Origin of the sequence: Streptomyces sp. NPDC004609 (genome assembly GCF_042873655.1) — a bacterium.
Lineage (GTDB): Bacteria > Actinomycetota > Actinomycetes > Streptomycetales > Streptomycetaceae > Streptomyces.
This window is the reverse complement of the sequence record NZ_JBIALS010000004.1, coordinates 76,784-95,173: the sequence shown is the minus strand read 5'-3', so window position 1 is coordinate 95,173 and position 18,390 is coordinate 76,784. Positions and strand designations below refer to the sequence as shown.

Genomic DNA, 18,390 nt, shown 5'->3' with positions numbered 1-18,390 from the left:
AGATGGCTTGCGTGAGCGATGCGTGAGCGGAGCGGTCCGGTGCCCTACTTCTTGGGCTTCTTCCGCTTGCCCTTCTTCTTGGTCCTGGCTTCGGCTTTCACCTTGGACGCCGCCCTCTTGGCAGCCTTGCTGGCCTCCGCAGCCTCGGCCTTCCGCTGAAGCGGGACCAGCTTGGCGGTGGCTTCGGCTGCGTTCTTGCCGACGTGGGGAAGGACGCTCTGGTAGATGTCGCGCGTGATCCGGGTGTCGCTGTGGCCGAGGGTGTCGGAGACGATCTTGACGTCGATGCCGGCGGCGAGCATGAGGGTGGCCGCGCCGTGGCGGAGGTCGTGCAGCCGGATCGGTGGGAGGCCGGAGGCGGCGACGAGGCGTTCGAAGAGGTCGGTGACCTTGCCGGGGTGAAGCCAGGTGCCGTCTTCCTGGGTGAAGACCATGCCGGTCTCGACCCAGGCCGTTCCCCACTCCTCGCGGTCCGCGTCTTGGCGTTCGCGGTGTTCCTTGAGCACGTTGACCGTGTCGTCGTCGAGTGCGATGACGCGGAAGCCGCTGTCCGTTTTGGGTTCGGAGGTCTCGACGGCCCAGCCGTCCTGGACGAGCTGCGAGGACACGGTGAGGGAGTGGGTGTCGAGGTTGGTTTCCGACCAGGGCTGGCCGCATGCTTCGCCCCGTCGCAGGCCGCGGAAGGCGATGAGGTGCCACATGGCGTACAGCCGGTCCTCAGCGACAGAGTCGAGGAACGCGCCGGTCTGCGCTGGTGTCCAGACCATGACGGGCGAGGGCTTCTCGCCCGTCTGCTCCCAGAGCGCGACGCGCTCGTCCGTCCAGACGAGGGCCTTGGGCTTGCGTGCTGGGTCGATCTCGACGTGGGCGGCGGGGTTGAAGGTGATGATCTGCTGGCCGATGGCGTCGTTGAGGGCGGCGCGGAGGGTGGCTTTGACGTGCTGGCGGGTGGCGGGGCCGGTGACGCGGCGGAAGGGCGGCATCGTGTCAATGGCGGCCTTCAACGTTTTGCGGTGGGCCCGGTGCTCCGCGCCCTTCCATGGGATGGTCGCGAGTTCGTCGATCGCGGCGCGTCGTTGGGCGTTCTGTTCGAGGAGCTCGGTGTTGGCATCGGTGATGGCGGTGAACATGTCGCTGAGGTGGCTTACGCGCAGCCGGTCGAGGCGGCGGTGGCCGATGTGCGGCTTGAGGTGGATGCGGATGTCGGTCTCGTAGCGGCTGATGCCGGACTTCCGTATGCGTTTGCCCGCGAGCCACCGGTCCAGCCATTCCGCGACGGTGAGGCTGCCGACGAGGTCCTGGCCCGCGTTGAGTCGCCGACGCGTCTCCTCCACGTCGGGTAGGGGTGCTTTCTCGTCGCCGATCTCCTCCAGCATGGCCGCGATCAGTGACATGCCCTCCGGGTCGTCTGTGTCGGTGAGGCCGAGCAGGGCGCGGACGTGGTCGAGGTCGGCCTGGGCGGCTTTGAGGGTGTCGTAGCCGGCGCGGCTGAAGGAGCGGCGGGTGCCGTCTTCGCGGGGCGGTAGTTCCTGGCGGATGGAGTAGGAGCCGTGCTTGCGGCTGGACAGTTTGGGGCACTGTTTGCCGAGCGGTTTGCCGGTGTGGGGGTCGCGGCAGTAGCAGCGGCGGTGCGTGGAGCCCTTCAAGCGGTTTCCTCCGTGGGGTCGGTGTCGGTTTCGGGTGGGTCGACGTCGTGGAGTGCGGGTGGGAGGTCAGGCGGGGTGGCGCCTTCCTCGCGGATCTCACGCCGGAGTTTGCGGAGCTCGCTCTTGGCCGCGATGGCGCGGTCGGCGTACTCGGCCCGCTGGCGTTCGGCGTTCTCCCGCTGGGCGCGGGAGGCGGCGGTTCTGGTGTCGAACCGGGCCTGCTTCTCCTCGTCGAGTGCGGCGAGTGCGGTGCGGATGAGGAGGGTGTGGTGCTCGAATTCGGGCACCATTCCGGGGTCGTTCTCGAAAACGTCTTCCTCGCCGGTGAAGCGGCGCAGTGCGTCCCAGGTGGGGACGAGTTCCTGGAAGGGGAGTTCCTGGGTCTCCTCGATGTAGCCGACGGGGAAGATCAGGCAGACCGGGTAGGTCTCCAGGGCGGCGGCCAGGATCATGACGTCCACCAGGGGCAGGGTGGCGCGGCGGCCGGATTCCATGTTGGCGATCACGTTGCGCGGGATCGGGTGCCCCAGCTCCTCGCAGCGGTCGGCCAGGTCCTGTGCGCTCCATCCCCTCCTCCTCCTTCTGCGCCGGACCTCGCCGGCCACGGTGGCCTTGATCCGGTCCATCCACTCCGGAAAGTCGTCTTCTTCATCATCGAAATCGCGTTGTGTCATGCAGACACATTAGCTTGAGGATCATCGGTGGAGTGGCCCGGAGCCGGACGTGATGGACGCGTTCGCCGACGGCTGCACCGAAGAGGGGATGCCGCATGCGCGAACACGCCACGGGTGGACGACCGAAGGGGATGAGCCGGGAGGAGTTGCTCGCTCTCCCGGTCGCTGTTGACCTGGACACCGGCAACCGTGCGCTCGGGTTGGGGCGGAGCAAGGGGTACGAGTTGGCGAAGCGGGGCGCCTATCCGTGCAAGGTGCTGCGGCTCGGCAACGCGTACCGGGTTGTGACGGCGGACCTGTTGGACCTGCTCGGTCTGGCGGCGTGAGGGGCAGGGAGCGTAGCAGGCGGTTCTGCGCTGAGCTGACACAGAATCGCTGGACTGTGCAGGGGTGTGGACGTACTGTCCTTGTTCCCTCGGGGAACGCCCGGCCTGTTCCGTCTCGGAACACCGCCCGTGTTCCGTCTCGGAACGCCCGGTCCGCTCCGCTTCGGAACACGGCTTGCCGGCCCCGAAGGGACGGGGTGGGCCTCCGGCGGTGCAACGCCGAAGGCCCCGGCAACCCCTATCGGCCTGTCACGAACCAACCCGGCGGCAAGGGCGTGCAAGCCCGCCACCGCCAGAAGAGGAGCCGCCCAGTGGAACACACCCCCACCGAGCCCTATTCCACCCCCGCCAAGCCGGCGTGGCCCCCGGTCGCGGTCCCCGGCCACCCCGCCGCCCAAGCGTCCCTGCTGGTCAGCCGGGACGCGACGGAGTCTGCTCCAGCAGACGTACTGCCCCACGAGACGGCACCCGACCCGGAACCGGCCGCAGGGTCCGCCCTGCTGGACGAACTGCGTGCCCAGATAGCCAGGTTCGTGATCCTGCCCTCGTCCGAGGCCTTGGACGCGGTGACGCTCTGGGTGGCGGCGACGCACCTCCAGCCCGCATGGCAGCACGCGCCGCGCCTCGCGGTCGTCGGCCCGGCGAAACGGTGTGGCAAGTCCCGGCTCCTGGACGTGCTCACCGAGACGGTCCACGAGCCGATGCTCACCATCAACACCACCCCAGCAGCGGTCTTCCGTTCGATCACCGAGGAGCCGCCCACTCTCCTGGTCGACGAGGCGGACACCATCTTCGGCACGCCGAAGCAGGCCGAGAAGAACGAGGAGATGCGCGGCCTGCTGAACGCCGGGCACCAGCGGAACCGTTACGTCACCCGGGTCGTCGGCAACGACCACACCCCGCACAAGTTCGCCACCTTCGCCATGGCCGCCATCGCGGGCATCGGAGACCTCCCCGACACGATCATGGACCGCGCCGTGGTGATCCGCATGCGCCGCCGGGCCGAGGGAGAGCACGTCAAACCCTTCCGCTCCCGCCGCGACATCCCGGCCCTGCATGAACTGCGCGACCGGATCGCCGCCTGGGCCCGCCCACTGCTGGACGAAGCGGCCGACCTGGAACCAGAACTCCCGGTCGAGGACCGCGCCGCCGACACCTGGGAACCCCTGGTGATCATCGCCGACCTCTCGGGTGGGCCCTGGCCCCGCCTGGCACGGGCGGCGTGCGCGCGGATGGTCGCCGCCGAGGAGCGGGCGGAGGAGGAGAACCCCAGCGGGGCGAAGATCCTCGCCGACATCCGGCGGATCTTCCACGCCAAGGGCGACCCGGAGAGCCTCAGCACCGACGACCTCCTGTTCACCCTCAACAGCGACACCGAAGCCCCCTGGGCCGAATGGGGCCGCAACGGGCTCACACCACGCGGGCTCGGCGCCATGCTCCGCGACTACACCATCGCCTCCGGCAACGTCCGCGTCGGCGACATCCAGCGCAAGGGCTACACCCGCAACAAGTTCGCCGACGCCTGGCGCCGCTACTGCCCCACCGTCCACCCGCTCGACGCCGACCCCGGCGCCGAGGGCTGACCCAGCCCCGCCCCGGTTGCCGTCCATGCCGTCCCTGACGTGATCTCGCAGGTCAACAGGCATCCGAACGAGACGGCAACCGGGCCCAAGACGGAAACACGATCACTCCCGCCCGCCTGGGCTGCCCAACCGCGTCCCGATCCGTCTCGTGCCGTCCCAGCCGTACCCACCGTATCGCCGCAGGTCACAGCCCCGCGCTCCGGGACGGGAGGCAGACCACATCCGTCCACGACCCGTCCCACAGGGCATGACACCACTGGGACTCTCACCGCCCGGCTGACGTACCGGCCCTGACCTGCGCCTGCAACGGCCAAGACGGCAAATACGGACCACGCCGACAGCCCCACGCACCACCCCAGGAGCACACACCCCCATGGCCCCATCCGCCATACCGCCCGCACACCCCGACACCGGTCACCGAGCGACCAGTTGGGACCGCGCCGCGATCCTCTCCCTCGGCGCCGCCGCCTGCGCCCTCTCGTACGACGCCCTCCAACAGATGGCCGTCGCCATCCACGTCCGCGGACTCCTCACCTACCTGTTCCCGCTCGTCATCGACGGATTCATCGCCTACGGCGTACGCGCCCTCCTCGTCCTGCGCACCGCCCCGTTCCGAGCCCGCCTCTACGTATGGGCCCTCTTCGGCACCGCCACCTGCGCCAGCATCTGGGCCAACGCCCTCCACGCCGTACGCATCAACCAACAGAACCCGCCCGGCACGCTCCACCTGAGCGACCTCACCGTCGGCATCCTGTCCACCCTCGCCCCACTCGCCCTCGCCGGAGCCGTCCACCTCCACATCCTCATCACCCGCGAAACCACCACCGACACAGCACCCCCGCCGGCATTTCTCCGCAGTCCGGAACAGCCCACCAGCGAACCCACGACCACCCGACGAGGTGGACGGCCGGCGGACGCAACCCTCGACGAACTCGTCGAGATCGGCCGAATCGCCGTAGCCGAGCACGGACGCATCTCCCGCTCCACCGTCCTCCAAGCGATCAGGGACAAGGGTCTCAAGGTCAGCGGAGAGCGGCTCACCGAGGTCATGAACACCCTGCGAGCTGAGAGCGAGACCACCCCCGCCGACGGCTGACCGCACCCCACCGGAACAAGAACGGGGTGGTCGGAACCCTTCCGACCACCCCGGTCACGGACCACCTGTCGCGGACGGGACCGAGACCCCTCTGAGTTGCAGCCCAGGATGGCGACGAGAAGTTGGCCTGCCACCGAGCCTTCTCCGCCTCATGCCTGTGGTCTCAGCACTCGTCGCCGTGGCTTTCCCGGACCCGTCCGACGACTCCACCCACTTCACGAGCACACCTCGAGGAGAACCGCCACATGCCCCACCCGGCCAGCCCTCAATCCCTCGACCCCCAGGAGACGACCACTGCGGTCACCAGCGCAGCAAGGTATGCCGCTGGACCGTCCAAGGGCCGGTCCCATGCGGATGCCTCCGCCCCAGGGGTGGCGGAGGAGTTCGGGCACCAGGGGGTGCCCGAGGGAGAACCGTCAGCGTTTCCGGCCGCCAGCCCGTTGCCACGAGCAGCCGAAGCCGCCGCGTTGCATCGCATCGCCCGTCGTCGCCGGCGTGATCCGAGCGGCCAGCGCAAGCAGCGTGTCGACGCCCGCTACAGCGTCGACGAGAAGACGGCGATCCTCGCCCGAGCCAGGTCACTGAACATCGCCGGAGCCCACTACGTCGGTGCGGTCGTCATGGCCCACATCCACGGAGATCTCGCCCTGCCAGGCCAGCGCACCCCGCTCGACGACTACATCGATGAGCTGACCGCCCTCCGCGGGGAGGTCACCAGGATCGGCAACAACATCAACCAGATCGCCCGCAAGCTCAATGCCGGTGGCCATCCCCAGCCTGGGGACACCGAGCTCCTGGCCCAAGCCGAACGCACCCTGGCGGACACCGGAACCACCGTCCGCCGGATCGCAGCAGCCGCGAACCAAGCCCTTACAAGGAAGGAGGGCCAGTGATCGCGAGCATCACCAGCGGCAAGAGCACCGCCGGCCTCATCTGGTACCTGTTCGACACGAAGAAGGCCAAGGACCACACCGACCCGCACCTGGTCGCATCCTGGGACGGCTTCGCCCCGGACCCCGGCCGGGCCGAGGACTTCGACGCCACCAAGAAGCTTCTCGTCGCTGACCTCGACCTGCGGGTCAAACAGGCCAGGCGGCTCGGCCGGGCACCCGAACAGCATGTGTGGCACTGCTCGGTCCGGGCCGCGCCCGAGGACCGAGAGCTCACGGACGACGAGTGGGCCGAGGTAGCCCGCCGTATCGTCCACGCCACCGGCATCGCCCCCGAAGGCGATCCGGACGGATGCCACTGGGTAGCCGTTCGCCACGCCCCGGACCACATCCACATCGCCGCCACCAAGGTCCGCGGTGACCTGAGTGGTGCCCGCAACTGGCACGACTACCGCAACGCCGACCGCGAACTTGTCGCTGTGGAAAAGGAGTACGGCCTCCGCCAAGTCGCACGTGGAGATCGCACCGCCGCCAAGCGCCCCACCCGCGCCGAACAGGAGAAGGCACACCGTCGCGGCCGAGAAACGACCGCGCGTGAGCAGTTGCGCACCACCGTCCGCACCGCCGTTGCCGCCGCTTCCACCATCGAGGAATTCGCTCACCTGCTCAGCCAGATCGACGGTGTGCTCACCCAGGTCGTCTACTTCCCATCCGGGGACGTACGTGGATACAAGATCGCGCTCAAAGGTGACACCAATGCCCAAGGCGATCCCATCTGGTTCTCCGGCTCCCAACTCGCCCCGGACCTGTCCTTCCCCAAGATCCGGGAACGTCTGGACACCATCGAGTCGGACGCCGACCAGCAACCGAACCGGGACACGCCCGACCCGTGGCACCAGACCATCACCATGATCGAACTCATTCCCCACCACTTGGACCAAGCCGACGACGAAGCCTCCCAGGCCCACCTCCACGCCTTCGGTGAAATCCTCGACGCCCTTCCCCTCCTTGCACCCCGGCAGCTTCGGACCCAGCTCCGAGACGCCGCCACCGCGTTCGAACGCGCCACCCGCTCCCGCGTCCGGGCCGAGCAGAACCAGGCCCGTGCGCTGCGCAGCGCCGCACGAGCAATGCTCCGGCAGCCCCCGCCAAAGGATGGAGCCTTCCTGGCAATGCTTCTCGACGCCGCCGTCCTCGTCGTCATCGCCGCAGCTCGCTGGCATCAGCTCCGCCATCACGACCAACAGGTCGAAGCTGCCCACCAGGCTCTGCTGCATCTCCAAGTCGCCTACGACCAGGCCGCCGTCGCTCCATGGACCGCCCTCGCCCAAGGCCGGCCATCCCGGCAGATCGTGGAACGGCACATCCACCGCGTACGCCGTGCTGTCCCCAGTCAGGCGGAGCGGGTCCTCGCAGACCCTGCCTTCGACGCCCTCGTCGCCGTTCTGTCCGAAGCCGAGGCCGCTGGCCATGATCCGGATCGGTTGCTGAGGCAGGCCACCGATCAGCGTGCCCTGGATGACGCCCGCCACCCCGCCCGAGTGCTGACATGGCGCGTACAGCGACTCAGCACAGGTCAGGTGCCCAGTAGCCGAGACCGTGTGGCTCGGGTACGCAGTACCGCCAAACGGAGTAGCGCCCCGTCTCGTCCAGCAGAGTTCACGCCGCCACAGCCTTCGGCGCCGGGGCGCCGACGCTGATCATCGGGGCACGAGGCTGTCCCGGATCACCTTGTCGCTGGCGCGTAGGGCCGCCGCCAGTTCGCCGTGCAGATGACCCGGGATGGCCCCGGCTCCCAGCGCGCAGACCCTGACCAGGGCGCGGCAGTCCTGCGCCTCCCGATCTGTGGCCAGGGCGGGGAAGAGAGGGTGAGCCAGGACCTCACGGGCCGCGTAGCCGTCCTCCGCTTCGGTCGTCCTGCAGTGGAGGGCGTGCACGACGTCCTGCGCGGCGGGTGTTTCGGCGGGACCGACGGCTTCGAGAAGGGTGAGGCCCAGCCGGATGTCGAAGACGGTCATCCCAGGTTCCGGTGACCGTTGAAGATAGGCCGCGATCAGTTCTGCCAGGTGGTCGTCGACCGGCTGCTGGGCATCGCGGCGACACAAGACGGTCAGGCACGCCGTGACGTGTTGTTCCCAGGGGTCGCCGGGCGTCGTGTCGTGGAGGAGCGCTGCTGCCGAGGTCGTGTCGCCGGAGACGAGGGCGGACAGTACGGCGACCTGGCGGCCGTCGAGCATCCGCTGGCCGACGCCCCGGTGCGACTCGATGTGCTTCAGGGCCTCAACCCAGCGGCCTGCGGTGGTGAGAGTGCGGGTGCCGTCGGCGAGGAGCACGCGCCAGAGCCATGCGCGGACCTCTTGGCGGTCGGCTTCGGTCGCCGTGAGGTCCGCTGGTATCCCGACGCCGTCGAAGCGGGCATGCGCGCCGGCTTCGACGGCTCCGTACAGGTCGAGCAGTCGTTGCCGTCCTTCGTCGGCTCGGTCGGCGCGGATCTGGAGGCGGGCGAGGTTGACGACGGGTTCGAGTCCTCGGATCGCGCTCATCCCGGGCAGCGGACAGGCATGGAGGTATGCGGCGGCGTGCTGGTGGCACAGCTCGCGTGCCAGGTTGGGAAGGCCGAGGTCGGAGGCGATGAGCGCGGCCTGGTTGTAGACGGCCGATGCCAGTCCCTGGTCGGCCTTCCGTACCGCGGTATCGGCCAGCTCGACGAGCGCGCGAATACGTTGGGGCAGGGGTAAGCAGGCGGGACGGAATCGGGCGACGAGCGGGAAGCGCTGGGCGGTGGGTCCGTGCGGGTCCATGAGTCCCCCGGGGGCGTGGTTTGGGCCGGTGCCCGCCGCCGTAGGCCGACGGGCACCGTCCTCTATCTGTCGGTTGTCACTGCCAGTCGACGATGATCCGGTTCAGCGGGGTGTTGAGGGCGAAGAGCCCAGGGCGCTGTTCGATGGGTGGAGCGTCGAGGGGCTGGATTTCGAAGGTGGCCTCCCGGCCGCGGTACTCCCGGTCCCAGGTGCGGACGGCGTCGGCGACCTTCGCGGCCAGTTCGTCGCTGCCGGTGCCGTGGCCGATGACGCCGAACTCCCAGAGCTTGCCGCCCTCCGGGGTCCTCTTCTCCAGCGGCCGCCGGGCCAGGTAGGTGATGGCGCCCTTGTCGACGGCCGCGGTGGACGAGGGGTAGGGGTCCTCGGTGAGCAGGCTGCCCTTGGCGCTCTGGGGGAAGAGCATGCGGATCAGGCCGGAGGGCAGGGAGCAGGTGAGGAAGAGCTCCATCCATTCCGGCGACTCCATGGCGCGGACCGTCATACCGGTCCATTCCTCGGTGCGTGGCTGCTCCAGTACGTGGGCGAGGGCGTCGGCGTCGATGTCCTGGCCGGCGGGGGCCTGGAGCCGGACGGTGCCGTCGGCGCTGAGCGGGATGACACGGCGGTCGTCGTCGGCGATGCCCCGCCGGAGCGGCATGAAGGTGTTCATCTCGCTGCCGAGGGACACCCACCGGCCGTCGCGCTGTTCGTACGCGATGGAGCGGGCGACGCTGCCCTTGAGGCGCTGGGGGACGAGGAGCCGACCGTCGGGAGCGAGCTGGTCCAGCCAGGCGTGCGGCACGCCGTGCGCGCCGACGGTGGCGATGATCCGGTCGTACGGTGCTCCCTCCGCGTATCCGAGGGCTCCGTCCCTGGTCACGGCCTCGACGTTGGTGATCCCGGCTGCGGTGAGGTGGGCGCGGGCACCCTCCACGAGGTCTTCGTCGACATCGAGGGTGGTGACGTGGCCCGCCTCGCCGACCAGGTGCGCGAGAAGTGCGGCGTTGTAGCCGGAGCCCGCGCCGAGTTCGAGGACGCGCTCGCCGGGCCGGACATCGAGCTGGTCCAGCATGAGGGCGACGACCCCTGGCTGGGAAGCGCAGGAGATGGACGCGCCCTCGGTGTCGTACTTGATGTGCACCGGCGCGTTGGCGTAGGCGTCTTCGAGTGTCGCGTCGGGCACGAACACATGGCGGGGGACGGCCCGCAGAGACTGCTCGACGGCGGGGGTACGGGCGTGGCCGTTCGCCAGGATCTGGTCCACCAGGGCGTTTCGGAGGCGCTCGGCCTCCGACGAGTTGGCGGTGATCGTGTCGGTGTTCACCGCGCCGACGCTATCGACGTCCGCCGCTGCCCCGCTGGGCGACGCGGTGTTGTCACTGGTTCCCATGACTACCTCTCGTGCGATGTTGAACAGAGCGCTCTGGTCGTCCCGAAGGAGACCGGCGCGGTTGGCGTGGAAGATCACGTGGTGGGCGAGCACGGCTCGAAGGCCGCGGGTGAGACCACCGTGGTCCGTGAGATCGGCGAGCGTTGCCCCCGTCCGCTCGAAGGTGGTGACCCATTCGTCGTGCCCGTGGAACGGGCCGCCCGGGTTGCAGAGACTGCGGGCGTCGACGGTCATCAGCTTGCGCACTGCGGGGGCCAACGAAGCGGTGCGTTCGGCCGGCAGAGGATTGGTGGCCGGTCGAAGGGCAGCGACCTTCGACCAGACATCTCCCTGCTCGAACCAGTCGAGCCCGGCACCGCGCAGCATGGCGCTCACCAGCAGGACGACGGTCTCCCGCCGCCCCAGGTGCTTCGGTCCCGGCTGGTACGTCAGCAGGTGGCGGGAGTCGCTGTGGAACAGTTCGTGGGCTGTGTCCATGGCCGCTTGGCCGCCGAATGCATCGATCTCGGGCTCGTACGTACCTGGCAGCCATGACACGACCGAGCCTTCACCGACTAGGTCGTCCAGCAGCGACTCCACGGCTGGCGCCGGTTCGTCGGCGCGGTATCGCAGCGGCCAGGGCTGCTTGTTCATGAACCACCAGCCGGAGAGCTGTCCGGTCGCCTCGGCGGTGATCAGCGCGGGGGCGAGGCGTTCGGTGATGACCAGCTGGGCGCGCGAGCGGTCGACGAAGGTGATGTTGTGCTGGTGCCAGCGGTCGGAGGGCATTGGGGTCCTTCGGTCAGGCGGATCAGGCGATGAGAAGGCAGGAGTCCCAGGAGGATCGGGCCGGGGTGCTGGTGCTGGGCGCGATGAGCGCCAGGGCGACACCGGCGGCACCGTCGAGCAGGCCAGGATCTCCGCTCCCGAGTACTGCGCCCGGTGGGCGGATTTTGTCCAGGAGTGCTGGGATCGCGGCGCGTATCCGGTCCGTGGTCGTGGCATGGGCGTCCTCGGCGACACGGGCCGCCAGGTGGGCGAGCCCCGCAAAGCCGTGGCAGAGGCCGTTGTCTGTGGTGTCCTTGAGCTGATCGGAGTCGGTGAGGGCGGCCACAAGAGCGCTCTCCGCCCGGATACGGCGGTCGGTGTCGCTGAGGGCGAGCGCTGCGAGCTGCTGAGCACGGGCGAGGCCGGCGGTTCCGTAGCACCAGGACGGCCGCCGGGGCATGGACGGGGCGAGGCGTCCGGTCCGTAGTTCGTCGCGGGTGATCCAGTACGGCCACGCCTGACCGGGCCCGGTCTCCCAGCGGTCCAGCCACGCCAGGATGGTACGCATCGCCGCGTGGTGCCCGCTGACGACGGTGCCGTGCCGGGCGGCCAGGGCCAAGAGGGCGAGTACGCCGCCGATGCCGTGTGCCATGCCGTGGTTGGCGTGACCGCCGGGGAAGCGGTCGTCCGGGTTGCCCGAGGGGCCGGTCTCCGTCCACCAGCCGGGCAGGGTCTCGTCCTGGTCGGTCAGTGGTTCGGTGAGGCGTACGCAGTAGTCGAGCACGGCACGAGTCGTGGGGACGTCGGGGCTGCGCCGCAGAAGATGGGCCCCATACCCGGTGAGCCCTCGGATGACGTCGAACTCGGCGAGCTGCGGTAGCCGTCCGGCGTCGATGCGGCGATGGGCGGCCTCCAGACGGCGTCGGACGTCGATCACGATCTGTCGGTCCAACGAGTCCAGGGCACTCTGATAGGCCCCGGGGAGGCGGTCCGCCGCGCAGGCCAGGGCATGGGCGAGGGCGGGAGCCCCGTAGAAGGGGTGGCTGTCGGGACCGCTGGTGAGGGGTTGGCGGGAGGCGGCGGCGAGCCAGTCGTGAGCGCGCTGCCACGGTCCGAGGCCGCACGCGGCCCGTTCGATATGCAGGAGCGCGATGCCGGGAGGGCCGTAGGCCAGGTGCTGCCCGTACGCGGGCAAGGCCCAGGACCGAGGCACTTCGGGATCGGTGAGCTGGGACGTGATGGCGTCGACCAGGTCGAGGGCCGGGTGGGTGGTCATCACGACCTCCCTTTTGGCCGGGCGGTCCAGGCGAGAGCGGCAGCGCGCGCCAGGTAGAGGCACACCTCTTCCTCGGGAAAGTTCACCGCGACATGCCGTACGAAGTGGACGTGCAAGAGGGACGTCAGAACGTCATCGACGGCGATTCCCTGGGTGTCCGGGCCCGGCAGATGGGGCCGATAGGCGGCAAGGGCCGTGTCCCGTTCCGCCCACCCGGACACGATGGCGTCCCCGCTTGGTACTCCGCGCAGCGCCGCCCAGCCGTCGCGGGGGTCGGCCAGCCGTACGGCTTCCGTGAATTGCGGGCGCGGTACGGGCACGGGAGCTGTCGGTGGAATGTGGTCGACCAGCCATCGCATCCCGGCTTCCGTGCTTCCGAGGAAGGCGGAGGCGATGGCGACGGTGTGCGCCGCCACCAGGGCGCGTTGGCCGGGACGCTGCTGCTGCGCAAGCTGCGCCACCACGGCGAGGGAGTCGGCCCGGAAGACATCCTCGGCAGCGTCCCACGCTGCTCCGGATCCCCAACGGCCCATCTCGCGGTACGAGGTCGGATAGCGCAGATCGGCCAGCAGGCCGGCCCGGCGCAGTTCGTCGGCCCACTCACTCACCGTACGGGCGGTCTCGGCGAAGGCGTCCGGATGGGGGAGGGCGATACGGAGGCGGAGGTGCTGGGCCGGGTCGCGGAAGCGGATGAACCACCAGGGTGGGTTGCCGAACTGCTCCAGTAGGCCGGGCAGGTGCTGGGCGAGCACGGTGTCCTGGCGGCGGGCGTCTCCGTACAGGGTGGCCAGGAGAACGGAGGAAGTGACCGGGGTCTGCATCTGTGCTGGTGAGAGTGCCCGAGCCGGAGTGGGGACGGGCAAGGGCGGCCACGCCGTCGGCCGTACCGCCTTGAGCGGCAAGACGACCTCGTGGGCACGCCCGCCGCACCAGCCGTACCCCTCCGGGGCTTCGACGAGCACGGCGGTGTGCGCACGGTCGAGGTGCTCGCGGAGCAGCGTTCGGTGACCGGCCTCGTCTAGGTCGAGGAAGAGGTACTGGTCCCCCTCCACGAGATAGACCTGCCGAGGCAGCCGCCGCCGAACCCGCCAGTCAGCCAGAGCCGCGTCCCACTCGGCGCCGCTGGCCAGCTCCGAGGATTCGAGTCGCCAGCGCGCCGGAGCCAGCACGGTACGTCCGTAGCGGAGACGCGGAAGGAACGGCATCGCCGCGGCGGCGCCCCAGTCGAAGACGGTGACTTGCGCACACTGTGCCCGGGACAGTTCGGTGAGAAACCGAGCCAGCGGCGGGGTGTGCGTGCGCAGGTTCAGCGCGTTCATCCCCACGGCTTCGACGCGGTGGCCCCGCTCGGGGGCGGCCAGGTACATCCGGCGTCCGTCGCACGCGACCGCGAGGTCGTCGAGGGTGAGAACGCCCGGGTCGGGGGCCCGATGCTCCTGGAGGCTGATCACGGTGGGCAGGATCTGAGGTGTACGAGTGACGTGGGCGCTCTCGGGGAGGAGCGGCGGGAAGGAGAGCTGCGCGGGCACGGTGTCGCTGTCCGCAGTCGGGAGATCCCCCAGCTCCGCACTCAGCGCCTCGCGATCACCGGGCTCCAGCACACCGAGGAAGCGGCCCGTGGAGACGCCTGACCCGCGTGACACGCTCACGACCTCCAGCCGGAACCGCCCGCGCCGCAAATCGCCCAAGTCGGCCGAGTGCACCCGTACGCCCACCTCCAGGTGCGGCGGTACTCGTGGCTCGTCGGGCCCCACATCGAGAGCGGCGATCAGTTCGTCGGTGAGGACGACCTCCTCCTGGCCTTCGAGCGCGGCCGTCTGCGCCAGACGTACGAGTACGTCGTCCCGAGCGGAGACCCGAGGTCGGCGCGCACCGGCCGGAGTGCCTGGGTAGCCGTCGGGGTAGCCGACGCCGCTGTCCGCAACGACCTCCTTGAGGGGCACCATCGTGCCGATGCCGTACCGCTCGTAGAACCGCTGGTGATACTCACCCCACGCGGCGGTTCCGTATGGGCGAGCACTCAGCCGGGTCAGGACGAGCGCGGCACGTTCCACTTCCCGGGCCACCGCCTCCGGCAGTACGAGCTGGGCGTTCAGCCGTAGGTCGAACGCGATGGGGTGGCCGTTCCCGTCCGGCACGAGCTCCCGCATCCGCGCGGCGGCTCTGCCCCGACCACCACGCGTGGTGCACCCCTCCAAGGCCGCCCGGATCGCGCGCAGCTCGGCCACCGTCTTCGAGATCGGTGCAATGCTCTCGGCTTCGACGGCATCGAGCCGGTCGACGAGGTACCCGAGAGCATCAGTCTCGGTGCTCTGGGCGTGCAGGCTGGTGATCAGCACCCGCCGTTGGATCAGCTCCGCCAACAGCCGGCGAGTCTTCTCCCGCCCGGCCTCGGGGAACTCCGCCCGGAGCTTGCTAAGAAGCATGCCCACCCTGATCGGCGCCTCGGCCGCAGTGAGGGCCGCCTGCACTGGTGCGGTGAGGGCCAACGATGCCTCGACGGCGCGGGTCTCGCCGCCTCGGCCATCGGACTGAAACGGCACGATGAGCCGGTCCCCACGAACCGACGCGGTGCTGTTGGAAACAACGGGCAGCCGTTCGAGCAGCTCCGCGCACGATTCCAGCCGCTGTACGACCGTGGTCAGCCACTCTGCCCCGGCTCGGCCGACGAGCACGTGTTCCTCGCCCCAGTCCGCACTCGCCCGCGATCCGAATGATGCGGCGGCCACACCGGCGAACAGCCCAAAGGGAGTCGCCCGGTGCTGGGCCCGCAACGAATACCGGACCACGGAAAGCACCGTACGCCGGAGGGCCCGCGGATCGGGCCGTTGGTCGGTGCACAGGCCCTGCACTTGCGCGGCCAGCGCCGGACTGGAGTGCTGCAAGGTCTGGACGAGGTTCTCGTTCGCCCAGACCGCACGCAGCCACATTGCTTGAGCTGCTGCGGCACCGGGCAACCCGCCGTCCAGGTCGGGCCAAGGAAGGACCGCCAGCGGCGGCTGGGCGACGGCGCGTACGAGGGCGGTTGTTCCGGCGCGGAACGCCGCGGTCGTGGTAACCACCGACTACCTCCGTAGGGTGCGGGAACGGGCGGCTGGTGCCGCCGCACCAAGGCGGCGGCACCAGCCGAACTGGTCACGGACAGGTCAGGCGACGTTGGTCGTGCAGGCACCACAGGTGGTGCCGCAGTTGTCGTCGGTCAGGTTGACCAGCCCGGCCGGGTCGGCGATCTCGACGAGGGAGACGTCCAGGTCGAAGCCGTCCGACGCCTCCCGTGCCTGGGGGCGGACCTGGGTGAGACTGGGGACCACGATGTTGCGCGTCATGGTGACTACCTCCTTGTTTCGTGGGTTCACTGATTGATGCGGCCGACGGGTCGTTCATCCGTCGCTGGTGAGCTGAAGCTCGGCCCAGACCTCCTTGCCCCATGGGCACCTGTCCGAGCCGTACAGGTCATAGCCCCAGCAGTCCGACACCGCGTCGATGAGGAGCAGGCCGCGGCCCGACTCATCACCGTGGTCCGCGTGGCCGGCGGCGGGCAGACGCTCCGGTTCCCAGTCCACGACGCCGACCCGGATTCGCGACGCGCTGGGGCGTCCCACGGTCAGACGGATGTCGTGGCACGAGGTGTGCTTCGACGCGTTCGCGATCAGCTCCGTGACGATCAGCACGGCACCGTCGGCGAGTTCATTGAGGCACCACGCACCGAGTACACGCTGGACGAGCTTGCGGCAGGTCTCAGCGGTGGACGGCTGGCACGGGATGGTCTGGCTGTAGGCGGGGCGCCCGACACGGGCGGCATGAACAGGTGTGTTGAGACTCGTCATGGGGATGGAGCCTTCGGGTTGTCTCGGCGCCCGGTCCGCCCCTTGCGGGATATGAGCGTGCGGACCGGGCCGTCAACAGCCGCCCGGAATGGTGGGCGGCCGGCACCTAGATAACCCCGGCTTCCGTTCGGCTGGTTAGGACCATCAGGCATGTGCTCAACGGGTCGACCTAGGGCGATTTGACCTAGCGTTTACCTGACGACTGGGCGACGCGAGCGCTACCGTGCCGGGATGGATGCCACGCGCAACACCGTTCTTGAGGCGTGGATGGCAGAGCACGGCTACAGCTCCAACAGCCTCGCCGACGCTGTGAACAGGTCCTTAGAGCAGTTGACCGGAAGGTCCGGAGGGCTCGACGGATCATCGGTCCGGGGCTGGAAAGCCGGCCGCGTGAAGTGGCCGAAGTCGGCCACCCGCAAGGCGCTTGAGGACATCGCCGGTCTGCCCGCCACCGCTTTAGGGTTCATTCCACGGGGCAGGACTCCGTCGGCCCTGGTTCCACCGCAGCAGGAGGACCCTGATATGAAGCGCCGCACACTCGTCGGCGGGCTCGCGACGGCCGCCGTCGCCGCGGCCTCACCCGGCACCGCGTCGCCACGCAGGATCGGCATGAGCGACGTCGACCGTCTCCAGAAACGCTTCGCCGAGATCATCGCCAGCGACCACCGGCACGGCGGCCAGCTCGGCATCGAACAGCGAGCTGCCGCCCTCGCCGACGAGGCACTGAACCTCCAGAATGCGGGAAGCGCCACCCAACGCGTACGCAGCAGCCTGTACGCCTCCGCCGCGGCGTTCCGTTCCTCCGCGATGTGGGCCGCGATTGACGGTCGGCGCTACGACGACGCCAAGACCCACATGCGGGAGGCTCAGACCCTCGCCGAGATGTCCGGTGACCAGGCGATCAAGTTCCGCATCTGGAGCCACACGGGAACCATGTACCGGCACCTCGGCCGCCCCGCCGACGCGCTCGCCGCGAACGACGTTGCCCGGAACCTGTTCCTCACCCGGCGCGACCCCCTGTTCGCATCCCTCGGCCTGGCCCGGCAGGGAGCCATCCTGGGCACGGCCCAGGACCGCAGCGGCATGCGCCGAACGTTCGACCAGGCACAGGAGGCCATGCTGCGCTCCGACCCGACGGACTACCGCCCCGTGTGGATGCTCGCCTTCTACGACCAGGCCGAGCTGGACTCCCTGGCCCTCTCCGCGAACCTGGCCCTGGGCGACTACCCGACCGCCGAGTACCACGCCCACCGCTGCCTGGCCGCACTCCGCCCCCACATGATCAGATCCCGCTCCATCGCGACAACCCGCCTCGCCCACGCCCAGCTCGCGCAGGGGGCCGCGGACGCCGCCACGGCCACCGCGATGAAGGTCCCCACCGACGTCGCCACCCACCATGCCCGGGTAGCCCGCATGCTCCAGGAGTTCGGCGCCGCCCTGCGCGCCACCGCCCCCGGGAGCACCACCGTGCAGACCTGGGCTGAGCACGCCGCCACCTGGAGGACCACCACATGACCACGGCCCCCGCCATCGAACTGCGCACCTTCACCAACCTCGACCCCGTCCGCGGCGACCTCCTCGACGTCTACGCCGACGTACGCGCGCCCCTCCTCCACCTCCCGAACTACGCGGTCACCACCTTCGGCGAACGCCTGGACCGCCACGGCACTGAACCGGGCTTCGTCGCAGTCCTCGCCTATGCCGACGACGAACCGGTCGGCTACGCCTACGGCAACACCATCGAACGCGGCGACCGCTACTGGCAGCGCACCACCCCGGAGCCGCCGGAGAAGTACACCGAGCGCCCAGCCCTGGCCCTGAAGGAGATCGGCGTCCGGCATGCCTGGCGCAAGACGGGCACAGCTCGCCGCATTCACGACGCCCTCCTCGCCCGCACCCGCGATGAGATGCATGTCACACTCATGGTCAATCCGGCTGCTGGCGACGGCAAGGTTCACGCGCTCTACAGGTCGTGGGGGTACGAGAACATGGCCCGGAGCCAACCGTCGCCAGCCTCGCCGCTTCTGATCGTGATGGTCCGAGCGATCCGCTGAGCAATAGCGGTGATCGCCGCCTTGAGGCACACGCCTGAGCAGGACCCGCAGTCGATGCAGGGTCGGCTGCGGCCTATGAG

The 18,390-nt window shown here is 69.5% G+C and carries 15 protein-coding genes; 7 read left to right on the top strand and 8 right to left on the bottom strand.

Annotated elements, in window-relative coordinates; all coding sequences use genetic code 11:
- Positions 1–44 precede the first annotated feature (44 nt).
- Positions 45–1,646, bottom strand: a complete 1,602-nt coding sequence (locus tag ACFYT4_RS05195) for a tyrosine-type recombinase/integrase (RefSeq protein ID WP_389265426.1) — start codon at positions 1,644–1,646, stop codon at positions 45–47.
- Entirely contained in the window at positions 1,643–2,320 is a 678-nt protein-coding gene (locus tag ACFYT4_RS05190) for a helix-turn-helix domain-containing protein (RefSeq protein WP_389265424.1), read from the bottom strand. Before ACFYT4_RS05190 ends, ACFYT4_RS05195 begins: the two co-directional genes overlap by 4 nt.
- 95 nt (positions 2,321–2,415) lie before the next feature.
- Between ACFYT4_RS05190 and ACFYT4_RS05185 the strand changes: the two genes are divergently transcribed.
- From ACFYT4_RS05185 to ACFYT4_RS05165, 5 genes are all read left to right on the top strand, one after another.
- On the top strand, positions 2,416–2,646 hold the full coding sequence (locus tag ACFYT4_RS05185; protein ID WP_389265423.1) for a hypothetical protein: 231 nt from the start codon (positions 2,416–2,418) through the stop codon (positions 2,644–2,646).
- A gap of 311 nt (positions 2,647–2,957) precedes the next feature.
- Positions 2,958–4,229 (top strand): DUF3631 domain-containing protein, encoded by a 1,272-nt coding sequence (locus tag ACFYT4_RS05180; protein WP_389265421.1) that lies wholly within the window; start codon positions 2,958–2,960, stop codon positions 4,227–4,229.
- A 373-nt stretch (positions 4,230–4,602) separates the two neighbouring features.
- Complete coding sequence (locus ACFYT4_RS05175; RefSeq protein WP_389265419.1) at positions 4,603–5,325, top strand: DUF2637 domain-containing protein; 723 nt, start codon at positions 4,603–4,605, stop codon at positions 5,323–5,325.
- Positions 5,326–5,570: 245 nt separating this feature from the next.
- A complete protein-coding gene (locus ACFYT4_RS05170; RefSeq protein ID WP_389265417.1) occupies positions 5,571–6,218 on the top strand; it encodes a MobC family plasmid mobilization relaxosome protein in 648 nt (215 codons plus the stop codon).
- Positions 6,215–7,915, top strand: coding sequence for a relaxase/mobilization nuclease domain-containing protein (locus ACFYT4_RS05165; protein ID WP_389265415.1), 1,701 nt, complete (start codon positions 6,215–6,217; stop codon positions 7,913–7,915). Before ACFYT4_RS05170 ends, ACFYT4_RS05165 begins: the two co-directional genes overlap by 4 nt.
- On the opposite strand, the gene ACFYT4_RS05160 is transcribed toward ACFYT4_RS05165, so the two are convergent.
- The 6 genes from ACFYT4_RS05160 to ACFYT4_RS05135 all read right to left on the bottom strand — a co-directional run bounded on the left by ACFYT4_RS05160 (position 7,916) and on the right by ACFYT4_RS05135 (position 16,256).
- A complete protein-coding gene (locus ACFYT4_RS05160) occupies positions 7,916–9,016 on the bottom strand; it encodes a hypothetical protein (RefSeq protein WP_389265413.1) in 1,101 nt (366 codons plus the stop codon). It abuts the gene before it with no gap.
- Positions 9,017–9,092: 76 nt separating this feature from the next.
- Positions 9,093–11,174: a methyltransferase, FxLD system gene (gene fxlM / locus ACFYT4_RS05155; RefSeq protein WP_389265411.1), complete on the bottom strand. Its 2,082-nt coding sequence runs from the start codon at positions 11,172–11,174 to the stop codon at positions 9,093–9,095.
- A 22-nt stretch (positions 11,175–11,196) separates the two neighbouring features.
- Positions 11,197–12,429, bottom strand: coding sequence for a lanthionine synthetase C family protein (locus tag ACFYT4_RS05150; RefSeq protein WP_389265409.1), 1,233 nt, complete (start codon positions 12,427–12,429; stop codon positions 11,197–11,199).
- Complete coding sequence (locus tag ACFYT4_RS05145) at positions 12,429–15,359, bottom strand: lantibiotic dehydratase (RefSeq protein WP_389265766.1); 2,931 nt, start codon at positions 15,357–15,359, stop codon at positions 12,429–12,431. The genes ACFYT4_RS05150 and ACFYT4_RS05145 overlap by 1 nt, the downstream gene beginning before the upstream one ends.
- Before the next feature lie 216 nt (positions 15,360–15,575).
- Positions 15,576–15,755: an FxLD family lanthipeptide gene (locus ACFYT4_RS05140; RefSeq protein ID WP_347726181.1), complete on the bottom strand. Its 180-nt coding sequence runs from the start codon at positions 15,753–15,755 to the stop codon at positions 15,576–15,578.
- 54 nt (positions 15,756–15,809) lie between these two features.
- Complete coding sequence (locus ACFYT4_RS05135; RefSeq protein WP_389265407.1) at positions 15,810–16,256, bottom strand: ATP-binding protein; 447 nt, start codon at positions 16,254–16,256, stop codon at positions 15,810–15,812.
- Positions 16,257–16,487: 231 nt separating this feature from the next.
- On the opposite strand from ACFYT4_RS05135, the gene ACFYT4_RS05130 reads away from it, so the two are divergent.
- Positions 16,488–17,771, top strand: a complete 1,284-nt coding sequence (locus ACFYT4_RS05130; protein ID WP_389265405.1) for an XRE family transcriptional regulator — start codon at positions 16,488–16,490, stop codon at positions 17,769–17,771.
- Entirely contained in the window at positions 17,768–18,310 is a 543-nt protein-coding gene (locus ACFYT4_RS05125) for a GNAT family N-acetyltransferase (protein WP_389265403.1), read from the top strand. Before ACFYT4_RS05130 ends, ACFYT4_RS05125 begins: the two co-directional genes overlap by 4 nt.
- Positions 18,311–18,390: the final 80 nt, after the last annotated feature.